The organism is Vibrio sp. THAF190c (assembly GCF_009363355.1).
Lineage (GTDB): Bacteria > Pseudomonadota > Gammaproteobacteria > Enterobacterales > Vibrionaceae > Vibrio > Vibrio fortis_A.
In genome coordinates, this window is record NZ_CP045338.1 from 2,383,644 (window position 1) to 2,405,161 (window position 21,518).

Below are 21,518 nucleotides of genomic sequence, written 5' to 3' on the forward strand. Positions count from 1 at the left end.
CTTGGAGAAAACCGTGTACAGTTTAAGGAATCTGACCGTGAAGTATGGCAGGTTTGAGGAGCCAGTGCGAATCAAGACTGCATCAGTATGATAGAAATATTAAGCATATGAATAAGAAGCAAAAATAAACAATCTAAATGGGTTCGCAGTGGGATATTTATTAAAACAATCTTTCTTCAATATATTTTGTTGAAAGTCGGTTAATAATAGATTAATTATAACAGTCATATTACAGCGCGGTTAACCGTTCGACTGGCTGTAGTTTTTTTGAAAAATTAGAATTGTTTCATGGAAGTAAGATGGAAATGGAAAAGAAAACACTGCTGACGCATTGTACCGATGCGCCGGGACTAATCTCTAAAATCACCAACATTTGTTACAAACATCAACTTAACATCATCCACAACAACGAGTTCGTAGATAACACCAGCGGCCACTTCTTTATGCGTACCGAGCTTGAAGGGTATTTCAATGACGAGACCTTTCTTGCCGATTTAGATCAAGCTCTGCCAGAAAATGCTAAGCGTAAGCTAATGGGCTCATCACGCAAACGTATTGTAGTGCTAGTGACCAAAGAAGCGCACTGTCTAGGTGATATTCTGATGAAGAATTTCGATGGTAGCCTAGACGTTGAAATTGCTGCTGTGGTTGGTAACTACGATATTCTACAAAGCCTAACTGAGCGCTTCGACATCCCTTATCACCACGTTTCTCATGAAGGGCTCAACCGTGAAGAGCACGAGCAGAAAATGCTAGAGGTGATCGACAGCTACAATGCCGACTACCTAGTTCTAGCAAAGTACATGCGCGTATTAACTCCGGGCTTCGTCGAGAAATACAACCACAAGATCATCAACATCCACCATAGCTTCCTGCCTGCATTTATTGGTGCTAAACCATATCAGCAAGCCTATGAGCGCGGTGTGAAGATCATTGGTGCTACAGCTCACTTTGTGACGAATGATTTGGATGAAGGTCCAATCATCAAGCAAGACGTGATCCCTGTGGATCACAACTTCAGCGCCAAAGACATGGCTCAGGCTGGCCGTGACGTTGAGAAGAACGTATTGAGTAAAGCTCTAAACAAGGTGATCAATGATCATGTATTTGTTTACGGTAATAAAACAGTGATTCTATAACTCGCAACCTTAGCTTTAAGTACCAATAAAAAACGCGTAATAGGTTTCTCTACTACGCGTTTTTTGTATCGAAGCTTCCATGTGAGATTCCCGACTACGCTCCTTCGTCGCTATCGGGAATGACGAGCCACCTACTCCTACCCGTCATTCCGACGAGCCTAAGCGAGATCAGGAATCTCTTTTTGGCCAGATGATTAACCCTGCTCTGATTCCACAATCTTCTTCAACGAATGTGGATGCAGCTTAATACAAATCCCTTGATGCTTAAACGCTACCGTTGGGTTGTTCAAACGCTCGCCTTCGCCTTTCGGACTGGAAAGTTTGATCTTAACGCCTTGCTCTGCCAACGTTGCAAAGTTAGCAGAGAACTGCGGGTAAGTGTCTTTAAGATCCGCTAGGTACTCATCAGCGGTTTGTGCATGAGATGGAATCACAAATTCAACGTGCTCCCAATCTTGGCTTGGGTAAATCTTACCTTCTGCCGGATATGGCAGTTCTAAACACTCAATCGACCAACCGCGGCTTTTTAATGGCTCATCAAAAGCAATCACAACAATAGGACGACCATTGATCATCGCTTGAGAAATGGTTTCACCATAACCCGCCCACGCCTCATGCGCCGCTTTTGCTAAAGCGGTCTCGTTCACTCTCATCGCAATATGGTCTGCTTGAGCAAAGCTAAGATCTAACCCTAGCTTACTACCAAACTCTTCGATCTTGCCCATAAAATCATCTAGGCGTTCAATCATCTGTTGCGGTTCTAATTGTGCTTGCGTGAGCGTCATAATTTACTTTCTCCAAATCTGATGCGCGCATGGTAGCAGCTCTATTTTTTGCAACAAGCCTTCTATTGAGCGTTGTTTTGAAATCTCTACGGTAATTGCGTTTATTTGGTTAAAGGAAATGTAAATTTTCTATCAATACGCCCTATAAGAAGCCACACAAAATTGGTATCATTACCGCCATTTTTGTGAACTCAAACAGAGTCTGTTGTTCATTTCATCACTAAAGCGTTAAGTAAATTGCACCTTAACCTTAGCTGACTCCGAAGTAACGACAACTCTTATCATCCTTGAATTGAAGGAAACGCGTGTGAATATCCAAGCACTTATTAATGACAAAGTATCTCAGGCTCTAGAAGCCGCTGGCGCACCTGCAGGCTCTCCTGCGGCTGTTCGTCAATCTGCAAAACCACAATTTGGTGACTACCAAGCAAACGGCGTAATGGGCGTTGCAAAGCGACTAGGCACTAACCCACGAGAATTTGCTCAGAAAGTATTGGACGTTCTAAACCTAGACGGTATCGCTTCTAAAGTTGAAATCGCAGGCCCTGGTTTCCTAAACATCTTCCTAGACGAAGCTTTCCTTGCACAACAAGCAGACGCAGCCTTGGCTGATTCTCGTCTAGGCGTTGCAGCGGCTGAAGCTCAAACTATCGTTGCTGACTACTCTGCACCAAACGTTGCTAAAGAGATGCACGTTGGTCACCTACGTTCAACCATCATCGGTGATGCTGTTGTTCGTACTCTAGAATTCCTAGGCCATAACGTTATCCGTGCGAACCACATCGGTGACTGGGGTACTCAGTTCGGTATGCTTATCGCAAACCTTGAGCGTGTACAACAAGAGTCTGGCGAAGTTTCTATGGAGCTTTCTGACCTTGAAGCCTTCTACCGTGAGTCTAAGAAGCTATACGACGAAGACGAAGAATTTGCAGTTAAAGCACGTAACTACGTAGTGAAACTACAAAGCGGCGACGAGTTCTGTGCAGAGATGTGGAAGAAACTGGTTGATATCACAATGATTCAAAACCAGCGTAACTACGACCGTCTAAACGTATCTCTAACTCGTGATGACGTGATGGGCGAAAGTAAGTACAACGACATGCTTCCTGCAATCGTTGAAGACTTGAAAGCTCAAGGTCTTGCTCAAGAAGATGACGGCGCACAAGTTGTTTTCCTAGATGAGTACAAGAACAAAGATGGCGACCCAATGGGCGTTATTATCCAAAAACGCGACGGCGGTTTCCTATACACGACAACCGATATCGCATGTGCTAAGTACCGTTACGAAGAGCTAGGTGCAGACCGTGTTCTTTACTTCATCGATTCTCGTCAACACCAGCACCTAATGCAAGCTTGGACTATCGTTCGTAAAGCGGGCTACATCCCTGAGTCTGTATCTCTTGAGCACCACGCGTTCGGCATGATGCTAGGTAAAGACGGTAAGCCATTCAAGACTCGTGCAGGTGGTACGGTTCGCCTTGCGGATCTTCTTGATGAAGCAGAAGTTCGTGCAGCACAGCTGATCGAATCTAAGAACCCTGAGCTAGCGGAAGACGAAAAGAAAACTATCGCAAACACAGTTGCTATGGCAGCGGTTAAATACGCGGATCTTTCTAAGCACCGTACTACTGACTACGTGTTCGACTGGGACAACATGCTTGCGTTTGAAGGTAACACTGCACCATATATGCAGTACGCTTACACTCGTGTTGCTTCTGTATTCGCTAAAGCTGGCGTTTCTATGGACTCGCTTGAAGGTGAAATCAAGATCACTGAAGAGAAAGAAAAAGCACTTATCGCGAAGCTTCTGCAATTTGAAGAAGCGGTTCAGTCTGTTGCTCGTGAAGGTCAGCCGCACATCATGTGTACTTACCTATTCGAACTTGCTGGTCAATTCTCTAGCTTCTACGAAGCGTGCCCTATCCTAGTTGCTGAAGACGAAGCGGTTAAGCAAAGCCGTCTTAAGCTTGCTGCACTGACAGCGAAGACAATCAAACAAGGTCTGTCTCTACTAGGTATCGACACTCTAGAGCGCATGTAAGCGATTCGAGATTCGAGATTCGAGATTCGAGATTCGAGATTCGAGATAATTAGAAAGGTTGGCGTGAAAGCGTCAACCTTTTGTTTTATTTGGAGGTCTAGTTTTCTGCCCAAGCGCTGGTACACACTGGCGTTCATAGTAAGAGATCTCCTACTACGCTCCTTCGTCGCTTTAGGAGATGACGGGAATAAAAGCAGTGATTACAAAGCGACACCAATGACGCGCCACCACTCTCCCCAATCGTCATTCCCTACAGTGAGGAACGAACGTGATAGGGAATCTGCTTATTGAGAACGTAAGCGCTAGCCACATTCTTAATCCAACCTTATACTCAACTAAAACAATCAATTGGAAAAATCATGAGCTTCGAACTTCATCCTCAATTAGCAAAAGACACCACTGTTATTGGTGAGTTTCCACTAAGCCTTGCCCTACTACATAAAGATAATGCCGTGCCTTGGGTTATCCTTGTACCAAAGCGTGCCAACCTTAAAGAGTTGCACCACTTACCAATGAAAGAGCAACAGCAGTTCCTTCATGAATCTCAAGCGGTAAGCCAAGCTCTAGAAGCGACTTTTCAGCCAGACAAACTGAACTTAGGCGCACTTGGTAATATGGTGCCGCAACTACACATCCATCATATCGCTCGTTTCAAAGATGACATCGCATGGCCGGGACCGGTATGGGGCAATACCAAAGGCGAGCAACGCAGCGAAGACGAACAAGCAGCACTACTGACCCGAATTCAAAACGTTCTATCTCTGAGCTCTTTGTTTCAAAAAGCATAATTAAAAATTCGAATTCAAAAAAAAACCGCAGCCAATAAGCTGCGGTTTTTCATTTTCAATCTTAAGAACTACATCATTACATTGAGCGACAAACTGTCTTGTTGATTAATAGTGTAACGTATTCGAGTCGTGTGACCATGTTGGTTGGTGTCCACTAAGCGACTTACCTTACCTTTCTTAATCCAAACATTAAGCATCGCGTCGACGCCATCTTCACTCATGCCAAACTTTGTAGCTAGCTCTTTACGAGCTGCACCACCTTGTTCACCAATGTACTGATGTAATTCTCTTAAAATCATGCGAATTGAGCCTCTAGTGCGCGCTGTTTCTGACCCAGCTTTTTAAAGCCGATGTAAGTAAGAACAAAGCCAGCCACAATCACTACCATCCAAACTGCACTTGAGATTGGGTGAGCAGCGAAGTTAGCTGCTTGGTAGTAGAAAGTCGCGCCAAAATAGCCTAGAGCCATTGTCCAAACCGCAATAAAGCGTGCAAACATTTGGCCAAACTCTTTTACGTATGCGCCCATCGCAGCAACACAAGGAGTGTATAGTAAGATAAGAATTAGGTACGCAAACGCAGCATGGCTAGAGACAAACTTCTCTTTCAGGTTACCGAAGATAGATGTATCAACTTCTTGCTCTTCAGCCACAGCGCTTGAATCTGAAAGATCACCGACTTCAATACCTAGAGGATCTGAATAGCTAAGACCTGCTAGGTTATCTGGGATTGTCATTACTGCTTCATGTAGGCTGCCCGCTAAATCAAACTCCGCAGCTTCTTCATCAGAAGGTGTTGTGTACAAGCTGTTCAGTGTACCCACTACCGCTTCTTTAGCGAAGATACCTGTAATGATACCTACTGTCGCTGGCCAGTTCTCTTCTTGAATACCGATTGGCGCAAACACAGGCGTTACCACTTGAGCTGCTTTCGACAATACCGAGTTTTCGCTATCTTCGTTACCGAATGACCCATCAGTACCTAGTGAGTTAAGGAAGCTCAGTACTGCAACGACCATAACAATAGTTTTACCTGCACCAAGAACGAAACGCTTCAGTTTCTGCCATGTTTTTAGCATCACGTTTTGCATAGTTGGTAACTCGTAATCTGGCATCTCCATTACTAGGCTGTCACTGCTGCCCGGGTAAAGAGTATTCTTCAGGAATAGGCCCGTAAAGATAGACGCAACAATACCTAACAGGTAAAGAGCGAATACGATGTTCTGACCCGCACCCGGGAAGAACGCTGCTGCAAATAGAGCGTACACAGGTAGACGTGCGCCACATGACATAAACGGAGCCATTGCAGCGGCAAGTTTACGCTCGCGTTCTTGGTCAAGTGTACGTGTCGCCATAATAGAAGGAACGTTACAACCAAAACCTAGCACCAAAGGTACGAAAGCTTTACCAGGTAGGCCAATCTTCTGCATCACCTTATCGAGAACAAAAGCGGCGCGAGCCATGTAACCTGAGCTCTCTAGAACAGCAAGGAACAAGTACAAGCAAGCAATAACAGGAATAAAAGTCGCGACCGTTTGAATACCACCACCAATGCCATCAGCTAAGATCGTCACTAGCCAGACCGGTAAATGATCATCCAATAAGTAGTGACCACCATCTACCAACAGTGCACCAACGCCGATGTCAAAGAAGTCGATAAATGCGCTACCGATGTTAATGGAGAACATGAACATCAGGTACATCACAACGAAAAAGAACGGAATGCCTACCCACTTATTCAGAATCAGTTGGTCAGCTTTCTCCGTGAAGCTTCGGCTCAATTTACCTTCGCTACGACGCACGCGCTTACAAAGCTCATGCAGCATAGTGTATTTTGCATCTGCTACCGCTAAGTCGATATCAAACTGGGCCGCCGCTCTCAGTGCATCAACTTGTTGGCGCTCGTTCGGTGCAAGGCTGTTCAAAACTAGGTAATCATTTTCAAGGGCGCGAATAGCAAGTGCACGATGTGATACGTCAGCATCATTAAATTGAGTTTCGACTTGTGGTAGTAGCGCTTCGAACGCTTCTTCATATTCGATCTTAGTCGGCTCTAAGCTAACTCCTTGGACCAACAATTTATGCAGCTTCTCTTTAAAGCGTGCAACTTGTGATTTGTCGTTTGCTGATAAGCTTAAAACTGGACAGCCAAGAGCTTTTTCTAGTGCTTTCTGATCAATCACCTGACGCTCACGCTTAAGCACATCCATCTTGTTTAATACAACAATCATTGGACGACCCATCTCACGCAGCTGAAGCGTCATGTATAGGCTGCGCTCTAAGCTACTCGCATCGACAACATTGATGATCACATCTGCTGGATGGGTAAGTACTGCACGAGAAGCAATAGATTCATCAATACTGTTGCTGTCATTACCACTATCTAGGGCGTAAATACCTGGAAGGTCAGTCAGTTTAAACTGATCACCCGCATGATTATATGTACCTGTCTTTTTCTCTACGGTAACACCAGCCCAGTTACCGACGTGCTGTTTAGCACCGGTTAAAGCATTAAACAGAGTCGTTTTACCGCTGTTTGGATTACCAACAGTCAACACTTGATAGTTCATTAGCTCACCTCGATCTGTTCAGCAATGTTTTGACGAATAGCGATAGAGACACCTCTTACTTCAACCTGTAATGGATCTCCCATCGGTGCACGACGGATCAGAGTGACTTGGGTTTTCGGAAGAACCCCCATTACCATGAGTTTTTTTCTAACATCGGGAGATAGCCCGGTGAGAGCAACAACGGTAGCCGCTTTGCCTTGCTCAAGCTGTGACAGTTTCATAAGCATCCAGTAGAGATATTGATAATGAGAAATATTGTTATTAACGCGATCATACACATCAATAACCATAATAATAATGTGTGAAATCAAAGTTTCCGAAAATAGACACTCGTAAATTTCGTTAAAACACGCTACGTCAATTCCGTTATTTTCAACACTCAATGAAAACTAGCGCGCGAGTACAAAATCAAAGAACACCAAACAAATAGATTAAAATCAATAAGTTATGATTATGTCGCATTTATTACATAATGATGTCGTTAATTTTATAAGGAAAATAAGTGCTACCCCGTATAGTTAATTCCAACGAAGAGAAACTCCTTCTCTTTAACTTTATTCCAGAGGTGATATGGCTTTCGCTGTATCACTCCGGCAGCAAGCGAAGGTGTCTTTGACACCCGTGGTATAGTCCCCCCGGCTATACCACGATATTTTTTTCTTATCTTCTCTGTCCCATCTTTTACTAATCAATCATCTATTCTTTCGTATCTCGTATCTCGTATCTCGTATCTCGTATCTCGTATCTCGTATCTCAAAAGCATAAAAAAGCCCCGAACAATATCGAGGCTCATTAGTATTCCAATTTCTATTAGTCATCACTATTTTCAGCAAACTTCGAAGGTGACATGCCAAAGTGGTGTTTGAATCTCTGACTAAAATACGACGGGTCATTAAATCCAGAATTGAATGCCACGTCAGATACCTTCTCGCCAGCCAATAGTCTTTCGCAAGCATGCTCTAAACGTACTTGATTCAGGTACTCTTTAAACGTCTTATCAAAAGCAGATTTAAAACGACGTTGTAAGCTACGCTCAGACATATATAACAAGCGTGCAGCTGAAGCCGTACCAAACTCTGCATCCGAGTAATGCTCACTAACTAATAGCGTGACGCGGTTCTTCCACTCTTGCTCAGCGCTCAGTTTCTGCTGCTCTTGCGTAAGCACAGGGTGTCTAATGGTTTCTATCTGCTCTAGAGTACTTGCTTTAATTTTCTGAGAGGCTTGGTATTCGATCGGCCATGACAGTTGCACGACATTCTGCGAATCCGATATAAACGTCTTTAGTTCGCCCCCACTCTGGTGGATAAGGAGCGGTAGTTTTTCAATGTTTAAATCTGTTGACTGAGCTAATCCAGCCTCGGGATCGGCGGCCGCCCACTTAGGGAAAGGCATCCCAAAATCACGCAGTGTTATCACAAGCTGCTGCTTGACCTCTTCAACCGAGACAAGCATTCGTTGTGATTTAAAGTTGCGTTTGATCGCACTCGCCACCAAGCTATTAAAGACAATATCAAGATTGAAGTAGTTCAGCGTTATATATCGCTGCTTGGTATTTAAGTTAACCTCAAGTTCAATACCGGCCTTTGCAAGATCGTCCTTCCATGCGGTCAACACCGACTCTAAAACTAATACCAAGTCATAATACGTTGTTTGACCGTTCTCATGGCCTTGAGCGAGCTGCTCTAAACCTTGGCGAAGCTCTACGATAGGTGATACTTCATCACTTTCTTGCCAATTAGGGATAAGTGCTGCAGCACGATTGACCTCTTCAACCAGCCCACCAGCGGTATGGGTTACCAAAACATTTTTAACCGCCAACTGTTTTTTAAGTTGTTGGTTGGTTGCCAATAAAATTCGACTTTGATGACGTAACTGATCGGTCTTCAAAGCCACTTGAGCCTTAAGCTTGCGGTTAGCAAAGGTGACAAAACGGGAACGCCAAAATACCAGCACCGTAACGAAACCTATCAACAAAACCATAAAGCTTGCGGCTGCCCAATTGCTTAAATACCAAGGTTCCAAAATAGTAAATAGTTGCTTAGTTGAAACGAAGCGATAGTGAGAGTCTTTAACAGGCTTCACTTCAAGAACATAATCTCCAGGAAGAATATGCTCCAAAGCCAACAAACCGCCTTCAAACTCAATCCAAGGTTCGTCCTCATTCAGTCGATACTCCATTGCTTGGACAAAACCAACCGGCAATACCCCAAACTTAAAGCTCAATGAGGATCCATAGGGCACTTGTAATGACTCTATGTATTTCCCACCCAAAGCAACTGTATTTTGATCAACAGTGACTTTACTTACCAACGCACGCCTTTGTGGCGTATCAGACACCAAGAGCTCGTTGGACATTGCACCAACGAGGCCATACTTAGAGCCCATAACAAGCAAGCCCGATTGCAGTGGGTCAGCCACTGATAAGCTGCACGCCCCAGGCGCAAACTCATTGAGAATCAAGCCAAATGGTGAACCAATATGTTTGTTGAGAATGCCACTGAGTCCATAAAAGCTAATCCCCTTTGACGAACCCAACCAGATCCCGTGTTTATCACTGACCAAGCAAACCGGGCTGATGTTATCTTCTACCAACTCGATATCTTCAAGGTATTCACTTCCCTTGGCAATTCGATAAACGCCATAGCTTCCAGCAAACCAGTGTGAGCCATCATTCGAGTGAGCAATATCAACCACCTTACCAAATCTCAAACTGTCTCTTTTGAAGCTAATCCTGCCATCGACTAATGAATAGAAACCATGGTCGGTGCCAATATAGACTTCGCCTTGCTTATCTACCGAGAGATCTGTGATTTTTGCAGGTAAGTACTTACTGACTAGCCAATCCATGCCGTACGATGTCGCTTTATTAGTAGTTATATTGAACGAATAAAGGTTTTGTTCAGACGTCAGCCATAATAGCCCTTGTGTATTCAGCGCGAGAGTATCGACTGGTCGTTGACGCAAGCTTCTAGGTAGCTCTAATGAGGTGAGCTGGCGACTATGTTGGTCGACTGCATTTAAGCCTGTTGGAGTAGCAAGATAAACCAAGCCCTGATGCGCGACGATATCACTTACGGGCTCAGAATAAATTCGCTTTGGAAGCTCGCCCGCATCCGGTTTCGCTACGTAGAGACCCTCCGATGTTGCTACCCAAAACTCGGATTCACTGATAGACAGTATTTTATTGACGAAAAAGCGCACCGAATGCATGCCTAATCCAGAGATGGAAGTTCTTTGAAAGGTGCTACTGTATAAAGAAAAGTAGCGTATTCCATTGTTAGTGGCTATCCACAAACCACCAGCAGAGTCGTTGACTAACGAGTATATCTTTTCACCAGGAAGCGAAAAGTCTTGGTTATCAGAGCCTTGGAAACGCTGTATCTTACCCGTAATAAAGTTGTAGCTCATCAAACCGTGTTCGGTTCCAATCCAGTATTGATCGGAGGTTTCAGCAAGAGACAACACGTGAGAGCCGGGAATTCGATTTACTACATCCGGCGATGATAAGTTAATGATCACCAACCCATTGCGCGTCCCGACAAGCAGCTCACGTCGAGCATCAGAAAAGTAGACCTCCTCGATATAGAACTTACCGGAAGCGGTAATGTGTTCAAATTCTTTCTCTTCAGAGCGATACACCCCTGCCGACGTTGCGAGTACCCACTTCGAAAGTACCCGTTCAGCGTCATTGATTCGGATATCACTGCGCTTATTGTGACGATATAGCTTGAGTAATGAATACGTTTCAAATTCACTGGTGAGTGTATTGTAGGTATAGAAGTTATTTCTATCGGTAACCCAGATATAGTCACCTGATGCGCCGATATTACGAATTTCAGCTCCCGGGCTCAGACTAAATGCAAGGAAGCTCTCTATGCCTGGGACATGTCGATAGACCTCATTATCAAAGTAGGTCCAAAATTCATCGTTTAGAAAAGCCACTTCATCGGAAGAGAATTCAAGCAAACTGCCTTTCCTGGGTAAGAGAGTTCCACCATCATAAAACATGACTTTACCGTGGACATCGTGAATCCATAGACCGCCACCTTCACCCAAATAAAGGTTTTTAGCCGCAAGAAAGTTCCCTTGCCCTTGAACGGGTAAAGGATAGAAAACAGATGATGCGGCACTCAGTGTAGAAGCACCCAGCGAAATACTCATGAAGATGAGTAATCTGATGATCACTTGATACAAGGTTTTTCCCAAAAACAGCAAATACAGCGCGGCCCACACGGCTTTGAAAGTGCGATAACCGTCGACGAGTTATTTTGTGATTATAATTATCTCACTATTTTAGCGGAAATTACCTAGGGAAAAAGACGGTTTGTAAAATTGAGGAAGGATTTATCTTATAGATCACGAAAATGCCGCAAAAACGCGGCATTATTCATAAATGTCTGATTACTAAGTCCATAAGGACTTAACGCTAACGTGAATTATCGCGCTGATAGACAGTTTGAGTAACTATCAGTCAATTGCTGTAGGAACTCAAAGTAACTGCCCTTACCCACCTCGATATTTGAACCGACCGGATCAAGTTGTCCTTTCTGAGTTGAGCTACCACGTACCACTGATTCGATAACCGCCGGTGTAAATTGAGGCTCAGAGAAAACACATTGAACATCTTGCTTAGCCAATGTCTTCTTAATTGAGATCAGTGTCTTAGCACCAGGTTTACGCTCAGGGCTCACTGTAAAGTGACCAAGCTTATTTAGACCGAATTCATCTTCATAGTAGCTGTATGCATCATGGAATACGTAGTAACCCTTGTCTTTTACTGGTGCTAGTTGTGCTTCAATCGAGCTCTTTTTCTCAGCAAGCTGTTTCAAGAAGTTCTCTAGGTTTTTGTTATAAGCATCTGCATTCTGAGGGTCTAGTTCTACGAGCTTACCGGTAATATAAGATGAAGCGACTTCCACTTGATCAATACCTAACCAGAAGTGAGGGTCATGACTACCATGATCGTGCCCGTCATGGTGGTGGTCATGTGAATCTTCACCAAACTCTTTTAAGTTGATGTTCGGAATTTCACTAATAGTCACCACGTTGTCATTTGACTTAACGACTTTAGTCAGAAAGGCTTCTAGGTCTGGACCGAACCAAATTACCATGTCAGCTTGCTGAACTTTCTTCACGTCAGACGGTTTCAAAGCGTAATCATGAGGTGAGGCATTACTGTCCATTACCGCGTCTGGCTCACTAACACCTTGCGTTAATTCAGTAACAATCATTTGAATAGGTTTAAAACTTGTTAGAATAGTGCTCGCACTGGCAACGCTTGGGATTAATAATAAGCTTGTCAGTATAAAAGATGAACGTAACATATTACCTCGATAATAGAAAAGTAGCTTAGGCTTGCTATAAATGTTACATTATAACATTAGCTAATTGCAAATGAGTTCTATTCATGGATAACTTAATCCAATTGGATTCCGTCAGTGTTGAGTTCGACGGTAGAAAAGTTTTAGACAATATCTCTCTAAATATAGAGCGCGGCCAAATCACAACTCTAATAGGCCCAAATGGTGCAGGTAAATCGACCTTAGTCAAAGTGCTACTCGGACTTCAAAAGCGATATTCTGGCACCATTACCAAAAACAAAAAACTAAAAATTGGCTATGTTCCTCAAAAACTGAAGCTGAACGACTCTCTACCTCTAAATGTAGAGCGCTTCCTCAAGCTTACCGGTAAATTCAGCCAACAAGAGATTCTTGAATCATTAAAACTGGTTGGCGCAGAGCATCTGCTTAAAAACAACATGCACCAGTTATCTGGTGGTGAGAACCAGCGCGTGCTTATCGCTCGTTCACTACTCCGTCGCCCAGATTTACTGGTACTCGATGAGCCAGCACAAGGTGTTGATGTTCAAGGCCAAATTGATCTTTATGAACTTATCGACTCAATCCGTCACCGTTTCGGCTGTGCGGTATTCATGGTATCTCATGACTTGCACCTCGTGATGGCGAAAACCGATGATGTCATCTGCTTGAATCACCACGTTTGCTGTTCTGGTGCACCGGCCGATATCAAGCACCACCCTTCGTATATCGCTTTATTTGGTACAGCGGTACAAGAGAGCTTGGCTTTCTACCATCACCAACATGATCATCACCATCACGACTTGGCAGGCCAACCTGTTTCAGGCGATGTTCACGACTGCAAAAATCATAATCACGGACATCACTAATGCTTGAGTTCCTTTTACCTTCTATTCTTGCTGGCCTTGGCATTGCACTTATTGCTGGCCCACTGGGTTCATTCGTTGTGTGGCGTAAAATGGCTTACTTTGGTGATACGTTGGCTCACGCGTCATTGATGGGGCTAGCACTTGGCTTTTTATTAGAGATTAACCTCTACTTAGCACTGCTAATCTGCTGTTTGATGCTTGCGGTGCTGCTAGTTACCTTACAGAAACAGAAGCTGGTCGCGACCGACACACTTCTGGGCATACTCGCACACAGTGCACTTTCGCTTGGTTTAGTGGCCGTTAGTTTTCTCGACAACGTACGTGTAGACCTAATGAGCTATCTATTTGGTGATCTGCTTGCTGTGTCACCAACAGACCTTCTGTTTATTTATGGTGGCGCCGCCGCTGTGGCACTAGTTTTGGCGATCTTCTGGCGCCCGTTGCTATCCACAACGGTTAACGAAGATCTTGCCGCTGTAGACGGTATCAACATAGACCTGATGCGCTTGGTATTGATGTTAATGGTCGGTATCGTTATTGCGGTAGGTATGAAGTTTGTCGGTGCTCTGATTATGACATCGCTACTGATTATTCCAGCTGCGACAGCACGTAAATTTGCTCAAACCCCCGAACAGATGGCTTTTATTGCCTCGGGTATCGGTTCTTTGGCAGTACTCGGCGGCCTTAGTCTCTCTTGGTTCTACGACACCCCAGCGGGTCCTTCTGTCGTCATCACAGCAACGGCAATGTTTATGCTGTCCCAGATGGTAAAGAATCGAGCGTAACGTTACTTTTCGTATCTCGTATCTTCGAGAACATACAAAAAAGGCTTGGTCATCGACCAAGCCTTTTTATTATCTATCACTGTAAAGCGCTGATTACCAACCAGTAATCTCGCGTAGACCTTTACCGATGTCAGCAAGAGACTTAACTGTCTTAACGCCTGCTGCTTCTAGAGCTGCGAATTTGTCTTCAGCAGTACCTTTACCGCCAGAGATGATTGCGCCAGCGTGGCCCATACGTTTACCTGGAGGAGCAGTAACACCTGCGATGTAAGAAACAACTGGCTTAGTTACATTCTCTTTAATGAACGCTGCTGCTTCTTCTTCCGCTGTACCACCGATTTCACCAATCATTACGATTGCTTCTGTTTCAGGATCTTCTTGGAACAGTTTTAGGATGTCGATGAAGTTTGAACCTGGGATTGGGTCACCACCGATACCAACACATGTAGACTGACCGAAGCCTTCGTCTGTTGTTTGTTTAACTGCTTCGTAAGTAAGAGTACCTGAACGAGATACGATACCTACTTTACCTTTCTTGTGGATGTGACCAGGCATGATACCAATCTTACACTCGTCTGGAGTGATAAGACCTGGACAGTTAGGACCGATCATGCGAACGCCAGTTTCTTCTAGCTTCACTTTAACGTCGATCATATCTGTCGTTGGAATACCTTCGGTGATCGTTACGATCAGTTCGATACCTGCGTCGATCGCTTCAAGGATTGCATCTTTACAGAAAGGTGCTGGTACGTAGATAACTGTTGCTGTTGCACCAGTCACTTCTACTGCTTCACGTACTGTGTTGAATACAGGAAGACCAAGGTGAGTTTGACCACCTTTACCTGGAGATACACCACCAACCATTTGCGTACCATATGCGATAGCTTGCTCTGAGTGGAATGTACCTTGACCGCCAGTGAAACCCTGACAGATTACTTTAGTGTCTTTGTTAATTAGTACAGACATTATTTCGCCTCCGCAGCAGCAACAACTTTCTGAGCAGCATCTGTTAGAGATTCAGCTGCAATGATATCAACATCAGAATTAGCAAGTACTTCACGACCTAGGTCTGCGTTTGTACCTTCTAGACGAACAACAACTGGTACTGTTACGCCGACTTCTTTAACCGCACCGATAATACCTTCAGCGATCATGTCACAACGTACGATGCCACCGAAGATGTTTACTAGTACTGCGCTAACATTGTCATCAGAAAGGATGATCTTGAATGCTTCAGCTACACGCTCTTTCGTTGCGCCGCCGCCTACATCAAGGAAGTTTGCTGGTTTGCCACCGTGTAGGTTAACGATATCCATCGTACCCATTGCTAGACCTGCACCGTTAACCATACAGCCAACGTTACCGTCTAGTGCTACGTAGTTCAGTTCCCACTGTGCTGCGTGTGCTTCGCGCTCATCTTCTTGAGATGGATCGTGCATTTCACGCAGTTTAGGCTGACGGTACATCGCGTTTGAGTCGATGTTGATCTTGCCATCTAGACAAAGAAGATTGCCTTCGCCAGTGATAACAAGTGGGTTGATCTCTAGTAGAGCTAGGTCGTACTGAGAGAACATTTGGCCAAGACCCATGAAGATCTTAACGAACTGTTTGATTTGGTCGCCAACTAGACCAAGTTTGAACGCAAGTTCACGGCCTTGGTAAGCTTGAGGACCTACTAGAGGATCAATCGCAGATTGGTGAATCAACTCAGGAGTTTCTTCAGCGATTTTCTCAATGTCCACACCGCCTTCAGTAGACGCCATGAATACAATTTTACGAGTTGCACGGTCTACAACTGCGCCTAGGTAAAGTTCGTTAGCGATGTTAGACGCTTCTTCAACTAGGATTTTAGTTACAGGCTGACCATTTGCATCTGTTTGGTAAGTCACTAGGTTCTTACCTAGCCACTTTTGAGCAAACTCTTTAACGCCTTCTTTTGTGTCATGTAGTTCTACACCGCCCGCTTTACCGCGACCGCCTGCGTGTACTTGACACTTAACAACTTTCTTTTCAGTAGAGATACGACCCGCAGCTTCGAAAGCTTCTTGAGCTGTATCACATGCGAAACCTTCTGGTACAGGCAAACCGAATTCTGCAAACAGCTGTTTGGCTTGGTATTCATGCAAATTCATTTTGATATTCCGTTTATTTTCCCTTGAGGGATTATTATTTCCATAACGACACAGTTATCTGTGTTACGTCTGTAGGGTCTTCTCAAATCAGCCAAGATAACTCAGATAAATAGCGAATATTTAACAAGTAATCTTTAGCTCAAGTGAAGGCCAAACGTCGAGCTAGCCTAGCCTTTGAAACTATCAACGTCTAGCTGTTGAGCACAACTAGACGTTTTAGCGATATTAAACGTCTAATAGGAGACGTGCTGGATCTTCTAGTAGCTCTTTAATCGTTACTAGGAAGCCAACTGACTCACGGCCATCGATTAGACGGTGGTCGTAAGATAGCGCTAGGTACATCATCGGTAGGATTTCAACCTTACCGTCAACCGCCATCGGACGCTCTTGGATCTTATGCATACCCAGGATAGCCGCTTGTGGTGGGTTGATGATTGGCGTTGACATCAGTGAACCAAATACGCCGCCGTTTGTGATAGTGAAGTTACCACCCATAAGCTCATCAACAGTTAGCTTGCCGTCACGGCCTTTGATCGCTAGCTCTTTGATGCCTTTTTCGATATCAGCGAAGCCTAGAGTGTCACAGTCTTTAAGTACTGGAGTTACTAGACCACGTGGCGTAGATACCGCCATGCTGATGTCGAAGTAGTTGTGGTAAACGATATCATCACCGTCGATAGACGCGTTTACTTCTGGGTAACGCTTCAATGCTTCAGTTACTGCTTTCACGTAAAAAGACATAAAGCCTAGACGCGTGTCGTGACGCTTCTCGAACTGGTCTTTGTACTGCTTACGAAGGTCCATGATTGGCTTCATGTTTACTTCGTTGAACGTCGTTAGCATTGCAGTGCTGTTCTTCGCTTCAAGCAGACGGTTAGCGACTGTCTTACGTAGACGAGTCATTGGCACACGCTTCTGGCTACGAGCTGCTGCTGGTGCTTCTACCGCTGCAGGAGCCTCTGCTTTAGGTGCAGATTTCGCTGCCGCTAGGTGCGCATCGATGTCTTCACGAGTGATACGACCGCCTACACCAGTGCCTTTAACATCAGCTGGTTGTAGGTTGTGTTCAGCTAGAAGACGACGAACAGCTGGGCTTAACGCGTCGTTGCTCTCTTCAGAAAGCGTCGCTTTGTGGCGCTTGTCTGGAGATGCTTCAGTATCTTCTGTTGTATCAGTCGTTGGTTCACCAGCAACCGCGCCAGGCTTAAGCTTAGCGATAAGTTGCTTGGAAAGTACTGTTGCACCTTCTTCTTCGATGATTGCCTCTAGAACACCTGCTTCTGGAGCTGGTACTTCTAGAACCACTTTGTCAGTTTCAATATCTACGATGACTTCATCGCGTTCAACCGCTTCACCCGGTTGTTTGTGCCAAGTTGCGACTGTTGCGTCAGCCACCGATTCAGGTAAATCTGGAACCAGAATTTCAATTGTCATATCTGTGTTTTCCTTTTACTTCTAGTTCGAAAGTAGGGTCAGAGCGTCTTCAATTAACGCTTTTTGTTGTTTCAAGTGTACTGACATGTAGCCAACCGCAGGTGATGCTGAAGCAGGACGGCCTGCATATTTAAGATCAGCACCCGCTGGAATCGCAGCACGGAAGTTGTGTTGGCTGCTGTACCAAGCACCTTGGTTTTGTGGCTCTTCTTGACACCAAACGTAATCTTCAACATTTGTGTACTGTGCAATCGCAGCTTGAACTTCCTCAAGAGGGAATGGGTATAGCTGCTCGATACGCACAATAGCAACATCGTCTTGTTCGTTCTTACGGCGCTGTTCTAGTAGGTCAAAGTAAACCTTACCTGAACAGAACACTACGCGTTTGACGTTCTCTGGCTTGATGTCATCAATCTCAGCGATTGCTGGCTGGAATGTACCCTCTGCAAGATCTTCAAGTGAAGACGTACACAGTGGGTGACGCAGCAATGACTTAGGAGACATAACAATCAGAGGACGACGCATTGGACGAACAACCTGACGACGAATCATGTGGTAAACCTGAGCCGGTGTTGATGGAACAACAACCTGCATGTTCTGTTCAGCACATAGCTGTAGGTAACGCTCTAGACGTGCAGAAGAGTGCTCTGGACCTTGACCTTCGTAACCGTGTGGAAGCAGCATTGTTAGACCACATAGACGTGCCCATTTTTGCTCACCAGACGAGATGAATTGGTCGATAACTACTTGAGCGCCATTCGCAAAATCACCAAACTGTGCTTCCCAAAGGGTTAAGCCGCTTGGCTCTGCTGTTGCGTAGCCGTATTCAAATGCCAGAACCGCTTCTTCAGATAGTACTGAGTCAAATACTTGGAAAGGACCCTGCTTATCGTGAATGTTCGCTAGTGGAACGTAAGTGCTCGCATCTGTTTGGTTATGTAGAACAGAGTGACGGTGGAAGAAAGTACCACGGCCTGAATCTTGGCCAGAAATACGGATACGTTTACCATCATCAACCAGAGTCGCATACGCAAGCGTCTCCGCCATACCCCAATCGACTTCTTTCTCACCATTAATCATGGCAGTACGATCGTTGTACAGTTTGTTTACTCGGCTTTGTAGCTTGTGGCTATCTGGGTATTGGCACAGCTTAGTACCAAGCTCTTTTAGACGCTCGATATCAATTTTGCTGTTCCAATCGATGTTCCAATCGTGACCAATGTATGGGCTCCAGTCTACAGAGTGCAGTGCCATTGGGCGCCACTCTTTAACGACAACTTCACCATGGTCTAGAGCATCACGGTATTCGTTCACCAGCTGAGTTGCTGTGTCGATACCAAACTCACCGCGCTCCATTAGGATGTCAGCATATAGCTTACGTGGTGTTGGATGCTTCTTGATTTTTTGGTACATCAGCGGTTGAGTTGCATTCGGCTCATCTGCTTCGTTGTGACCGTGACGACGGTAACAAACAAGGTCAATAACAACATCGCGCTTGAACGTATTACGGTAATCCAGTGCCAGACGCGCAATGAAAGCTACTGCTTCTGGGTCATCTGCATTAACGTGGAAAATCGGTGCCTGTACCATCTTAGCGATATCAGTACAGTACATAGTAGAACGCGTGTCACGTGGGTTTGACGTTGTGAAGCCAACTTGGTTGTTAACAACGATACGAACAGTACCGCCAACACAGAAGCCACGTGCTTGAGACATGTTGAATGTCTCTTGAACTACACCTTGACCTGCAATTGCAGAGTCACCGTGAATAGTAATAGGTAGTACGCTGCTGCCATCTTTATCGTCTAGACGATCTTGACGAGCACGAACTGAACCAATAACTACTGGGTTTACAATCTCAAGGTGAGACGGGTTAAATGCCAACGCTAGGTGAACATCGCCACCTGGAGTTGCGAAGTCAGCAGAGAAACCTTGGTGATATTTCACATCACCTGTACCCCATGTTTCGTCGTGTTTGCCAGCAAACTCGTCGAATAGGTCTTGTGGTTTCTTACCAAGTACGTTCACCAGCATGTTCAAACGACCGCGGTGAGCCATACCAATAACAACTTCACGCATACCTTGACCACCAGCATGACGAATGATCTCTTTCGTCATTGGAATCAAAGCATCACCACCTTCTAGAGAGAAACGCTTCGCGCCTGGGAACTTAGCACCAAGGTAGCGCTCAAGACCTTCAGCAGCAGTTAGCTCTTCTAGGAAAGCTTGCTTCTCTTCTTTATTGAATGATGGTTGACCAGAAACAGACTCTAGACGTTGTTGAATCCAACGTTTTTGTTCTGTGTTAGTCATGTGCATGTATTCTGCACCGATAGAACCACAATACGTCTGCTTCAAAGATTTGTAGAGATCTTTAAGAACCATCGTCTCTTGGCCAATCGCATAAGAGCCGACGTTAAACGTCTCGTTGAGGTCTTCTTCGGTGAGAGTGTGGAAGGAAGGATCCAGTTCAGCGACTGTATCTCTTTTCCATAAACCTAGTGGGTCTAGGTTTGCTGCTTGATGCCCACGGAATCGGTAAGCATTAATAAGTTGCAGAACCTTTACTTGTTTCGCATCGACATCTGGATCACTAACTTGGACACTGTAATGCTTTGTTTCTTGAGCGAGTCGTCGGAAGTATTCACGAACACGAGAGTGTGGTTGTTCCACCGCTTCTGAAGCTTGCACAGGCAACTCTTCAAAAACGCTTCTCCATTCGTCACTTACCAAGTCGGGGTCACTTAGATACAGTTCGTAGAGTTCCTCTACGTATGTTGCATTGGCGCCAGCCAAGTGTGAAGACTCGAGCCATGCCTTCATCACGCCGTTGTGCATATTTTCCCTTAACCAGTAGTTTTCACGTTTGCTGCGGTCTTATAGCCGAGCTATTAAAAGGCCGCCCAAAACAGCTAGGGCGGCAATTTTTTTATTTCTCAAACCGAGCGATTTACAAGCATGGTCTTGATGTGACCAATCGCTTTCGTCGGATTTAATCCCTTAGGACAAACACTTACACAATTCATGATGCCATGGCAACGAAAAACGCTAAATGCATCATCAAGATCAGACAAACGTTCATCTGTCGCTGTATCTCGGCTATCAATTAACCAACGGTAAGCAGCTAGTAGGCCTGCAGGACCGATGAACTTGTCTGGGTTCCACCAGAAAGAAGGACAAGACGTTGTACAACATGCACACATGATACATTCATACAACCCATCCAAATGCGCTCGTTCATCAGGGGTTTGTAGGTTTTCGCGTGACGGTGGCACATTGCCATCAGACACTAAGAATGGCTTCACTTTTTCGTAGTTGTTGTAGAACTGAGTCATGTCCACGATAAGGTCACGCACAACCGGTAGACCCGGTAGTGGGCGAATCACAATCTTGTCTTGGCCAGACAGCGCAGACAATGGAGTGATACATGCCAGTCCATTTTTACCATTCATGTTAAGACCGTCAGAACCACATACACCTTCACGGCATGAACGACGGAATGAAATTGTTGGATCTTGCTCTTTTAGTAGGATAAGAGCGTCCAAAAGCATCATGTCTGACCCTTCGTCTACTTCAAGGACGTAATCCTTCATGTAAGGCTTTTGGTCAACATCTGGGTTGTAACGGTATAAAGAGAAATTCAGTTTCATGGTTA

16 protein-coding genes are annotated in these 21,518 nt (G+C 44.9%); 5 read left to right on the forward strand and 11 right to left on the reverse strand.

Annotation, left to right across the window (positions count from 1 at the left end):
• The first annotated feature begins 305 nt into the window (after nt 1-305).
• Nucleotides 306-1,139, forward strand: a complete 834-nt coding sequence (gene purU / locus FIV04_RS10560) for a formyltetrahydrofolate deformylase (protein ID WP_032552212.1) — start codon at nt 306-308, stop codon at nt 1,137-1,139.
• 194 nt (nt 1,140-1,333) lie between these two features.
• Here purU and FIV04_RS10565 read toward each other — a convergent pair whose 3' ends face one another.
• A complete protein-coding gene (locus FIV04_RS10565; protein WP_152469098.1) occupies nt 1,334-1,924 on the reverse strand; it encodes a VOC family protein in 591 nt (196 codons plus the stop codon).
• A gap of 307 nt (nt 1,925-2,231) precedes the next feature.
• On the opposite strand from FIV04_RS10565, the gene argS reads away from it, so the two are divergent.
• Together argS and FIV04_RS10575 are read left to right on the forward strand one after the other, a co-directional pair.
• Nucleotides 2,232-3,965, forward strand: a complete 1,734-nt coding sequence (argS, locus tag FIV04_RS10570; RefSeq protein WP_150893820.1) for an arginine--tRNA ligase — start codon at nt 2,232-2,234, stop codon at nt 3,963-3,965.
• Between the two features lie 359 nt (nt 3,966-4,324).
• On the forward strand, nt 4,325-4,753 hold the full coding sequence (locus FIV04_RS10575) for an HIT domain-containing protein (RefSeq protein WP_152469099.1): 429 nt from the start codon (nt 4,325-4,327) through the stop codon (nt 4,751-4,753).
• A gap of 68 nt (nt 4,754-4,821) precedes the next feature.
• On the opposite strand, the gene FIV04_RS10580 is transcribed toward FIV04_RS10575, so the two are convergent.
• The 5 genes from FIV04_RS10580 to znuA form a co-directional block, all read right to left on the reverse strand.
• Nucleotides 4,822-5,052 carry a FeoC-like transcriptional regulator gene (locus FIV04_RS10580; protein ID WP_152469100.1) on the reverse strand — a complete coding sequence of 77 codons (231 nt, stop codon included), beginning with the start codon at nt 5,050-5,052 and terminating at the stop codon, nt 4,822-4,824.
• Nucleotides 5,049-7,322: a Fe(2+) transporter permease subunit FeoB gene (feoB, locus tag FIV04_RS10585; RefSeq protein ID WP_152469101.1), complete on the reverse strand. Its 2,274-nt coding sequence runs from the start codon at nt 7,320-7,322 to the stop codon at nt 5,049-5,051. The genes FIV04_RS10580 and feoB overlap by 4 nt, the downstream gene beginning before the upstream one ends.
• Nucleotides 7,322-7,543 (reverse strand): FeoA family protein, encoded by a 222-nt coding sequence (locus tag FIV04_RS10590; protein ID WP_152469102.1) that lies wholly within the window; start codon nt 7,541-7,543, stop codon nt 7,322-7,324. Before FIV04_RS10590 ends, feoB begins: the two co-directional genes overlap by 1 nt.
• Before the next feature lie 589 nt (nt 7,544-8,132).
• Nucleotides 8,133-11,486, reverse strand: coding sequence for an AraC family transcriptional regulator (locus FIV04_RS10600; RefSeq protein ID WP_152469103.1), 3,354 nt, complete (start codon nt 11,484-11,486; stop codon nt 8,133-8,135).
• Nucleotides 11,487-11,761: 275 nt separating this feature from the next.
• A complete protein-coding gene (gene znuA, locus FIV04_RS10605) occupies nt 11,762-12,649 on the reverse strand; it encodes a zinc ABC transporter substrate-binding protein ZnuA (RefSeq protein ID WP_152469104.1) in 888 nt (295 codons plus the stop codon).
• 83 nt (nt 12,650-12,732) lie between these two features.
• Between znuA and znuC the strand changes: the two genes are divergently transcribed.
• Both znuC and znuB read left to right on the forward strand, forming a co-directional pair.
• A complete protein-coding gene (znuC, locus tag FIV04_RS10610; RefSeq protein WP_152469105.1) occupies nt 12,733-13,512 on the forward strand; it encodes a zinc ABC transporter ATP-binding protein ZnuC in 780 nt (259 codons plus the stop codon).
• Complete coding sequence (gene znuB / locus FIV04_RS10615) at nt 13,512-14,297, forward strand: zinc ABC transporter permease subunit ZnuB (RefSeq protein WP_152469106.1); 786 nt, start codon at nt 13,512-13,514, stop codon at nt 14,295-14,297. Before znuC ends, znuB begins: the two co-directional genes overlap by 1 nt.
• A 93-nt stretch (nt 14,298-14,390) precedes the next feature.
• On the opposite strand, the gene sucD is transcribed toward znuB, so the two are convergent.
• The 5 genes from sucD to FIV04_RS10640 form a co-directional block, all read right to left on the reverse strand.
• Nucleotides 14,391-15,263, reverse strand: a complete 873-nt coding sequence (sucD, locus tag FIV04_RS10620) for a succinate--CoA ligase subunit alpha (protein WP_004737919.1) — start codon at nt 15,261-15,263, stop codon at nt 14,391-14,393.
• Nucleotides 15,263-16,429 (reverse strand): ADP-forming succinate--CoA ligase subunit beta, encoded by a 1,167-nt coding sequence (gene sucC, locus FIV04_RS10625; protein WP_032551865.1) that lies wholly within the window; start codon nt 16,427-16,429, stop codon nt 15,263-15,265. Before sucC ends, sucD begins: the two co-directional genes overlap by 1 nt.
• Nucleotides 16,430-16,654: 225 nt before the next feature.
• On the reverse strand, nt 16,655-17,863 hold the full coding sequence (gene odhB / locus FIV04_RS10630; RefSeq protein ID WP_032551864.1) for a 2-oxoglutarate dehydrogenase complex dihydrolipoyllysine-residue succinyltransferase: 1,209 nt from the start codon (nt 17,861-17,863) through the stop codon (nt 16,655-16,657).
• A 21-nt stretch (nt 17,864-17,884) separates the two neighbouring features.
• Nucleotides 17,885-20,701 (reverse strand): 2-oxoglutarate dehydrogenase E1 component, encoded by a 2,817-nt coding sequence (gene sucA / locus FIV04_RS10635; RefSeq protein WP_152469107.1) that lies wholly within the window; start codon nt 20,699-20,701, stop codon nt 17,885-17,887.
• Between the two features lie 98 nt (nt 20,702-20,799).
• Nucleotides 20,800-21,513 carry a succinate dehydrogenase iron-sulfur subunit gene (locus FIV04_RS10640; protein ID WP_150869062.1) on the reverse strand — a complete coding sequence of 238 codons (714 nt, stop codon included), beginning with the start codon at nt 21,511-21,513 and terminating at the stop codon, nt 20,800-20,802.
• Between the last annotated feature and the right edge of the window lie 5 nt (nt 21,514-21,518).

Excerpts from the sequence above, each read along its gene's own strand:
- purU (WP_032552212.1), top strand. The coding sequence starts at position 306 with ATGGAAAAGAAAACACTGCTGACGCATTGTACCGATGCGCCGGGACTA.
- FIV04_RS10565 (WP_152469098.1), bottom strand. The coding sequence starts at position 1,924 with ATGACGCTCACGCAAGCACAATTAGAACCGCAACAGATGATTGAACGC.
- FIV04_RS10575 (WP_152469099.1), top strand. The coding sequence starts at position 4,325 with ATGAGCTTCGAACTTCATCCTCAATTAGCAAAAGACACCACTGTTATT.
- FIV04_RS10580 (WP_152469100.1), bottom strand. The coding sequence starts at position 5,052 with ATGATTTTAAGAGAATTACATCAGTACATTGGTGAACAAGGTGGTGCA.
- feoB (WP_152469101.1), bottom strand. The coding sequence starts at position 7,322 with ATGAACTATCAAGTGTTGACTGTTGGTAATCCAAACAGCGGTAAAACG.
- FIV04_RS10590 (WP_152469102.1), bottom strand. The coding sequence starts at position 7,543 with ATGAAACTGTCACAGCTTGAGCAAGGCAAAGCGGCTACCGTTGTTGCT.
- FIV04_RS10600 (WP_152469103.1), bottom strand. The coding sequence starts at position 11,486 with ATGAGTATTTCGCTGGGTGCTTCTACACTGAGTGCCGCATCATCTGTT.
- znuA (WP_152469104.1), bottom strand. The coding sequence starts at position 12,649 with ATGTTACGTTCATCTTTTATACTGACAAGCTTATTATTAATCCCAAGC.
- znuC (WP_152469105.1), top strand. The coding sequence starts at position 12,733 with ATGGATAACTTAATCCAATTGGATTCCGTCAGTGTTGAGTTCGACGGT.
- znuB (WP_152469106.1), top strand. The coding sequence starts at position 13,512 with ATGCTTGAGTTCCTTTTACCTTCTATTCTTGCTGGCCTTGGCATTGCA.
- sucD (WP_004737919.1), bottom strand. The coding sequence starts at position 15,263 with ATGTCTGTACTAATTAACAAAGACACTAAAGTAATCTGTCAGGGTTTC.
- sucC (WP_032551865.1), bottom strand. The coding sequence starts at position 16,429 with ATGAATTTGCATGAATACCAAGCCAAACAGCTGTTTGCAGAATTCGGT.
- odhB (WP_032551864.1), bottom strand. The coding sequence starts at position 17,863 with ATGACAATTGAAATTCTGGTTCCAGATTTACCTGAATCGGTGGCTGAC.
- sucA (WP_152469107.1), bottom strand. The coding sequence starts at position 20,701 with ATGCACAACGGCGTGATGAAGGCATGGCTCGAGTCTTCACACTTGGCT.
- FIV04_RS10640 (WP_150869062.1), bottom strand. The coding sequence starts at position 21,513 with ATGAAACTGAATTTCTCTTTATACCGTTACAACCCAGATGTTGACCAA.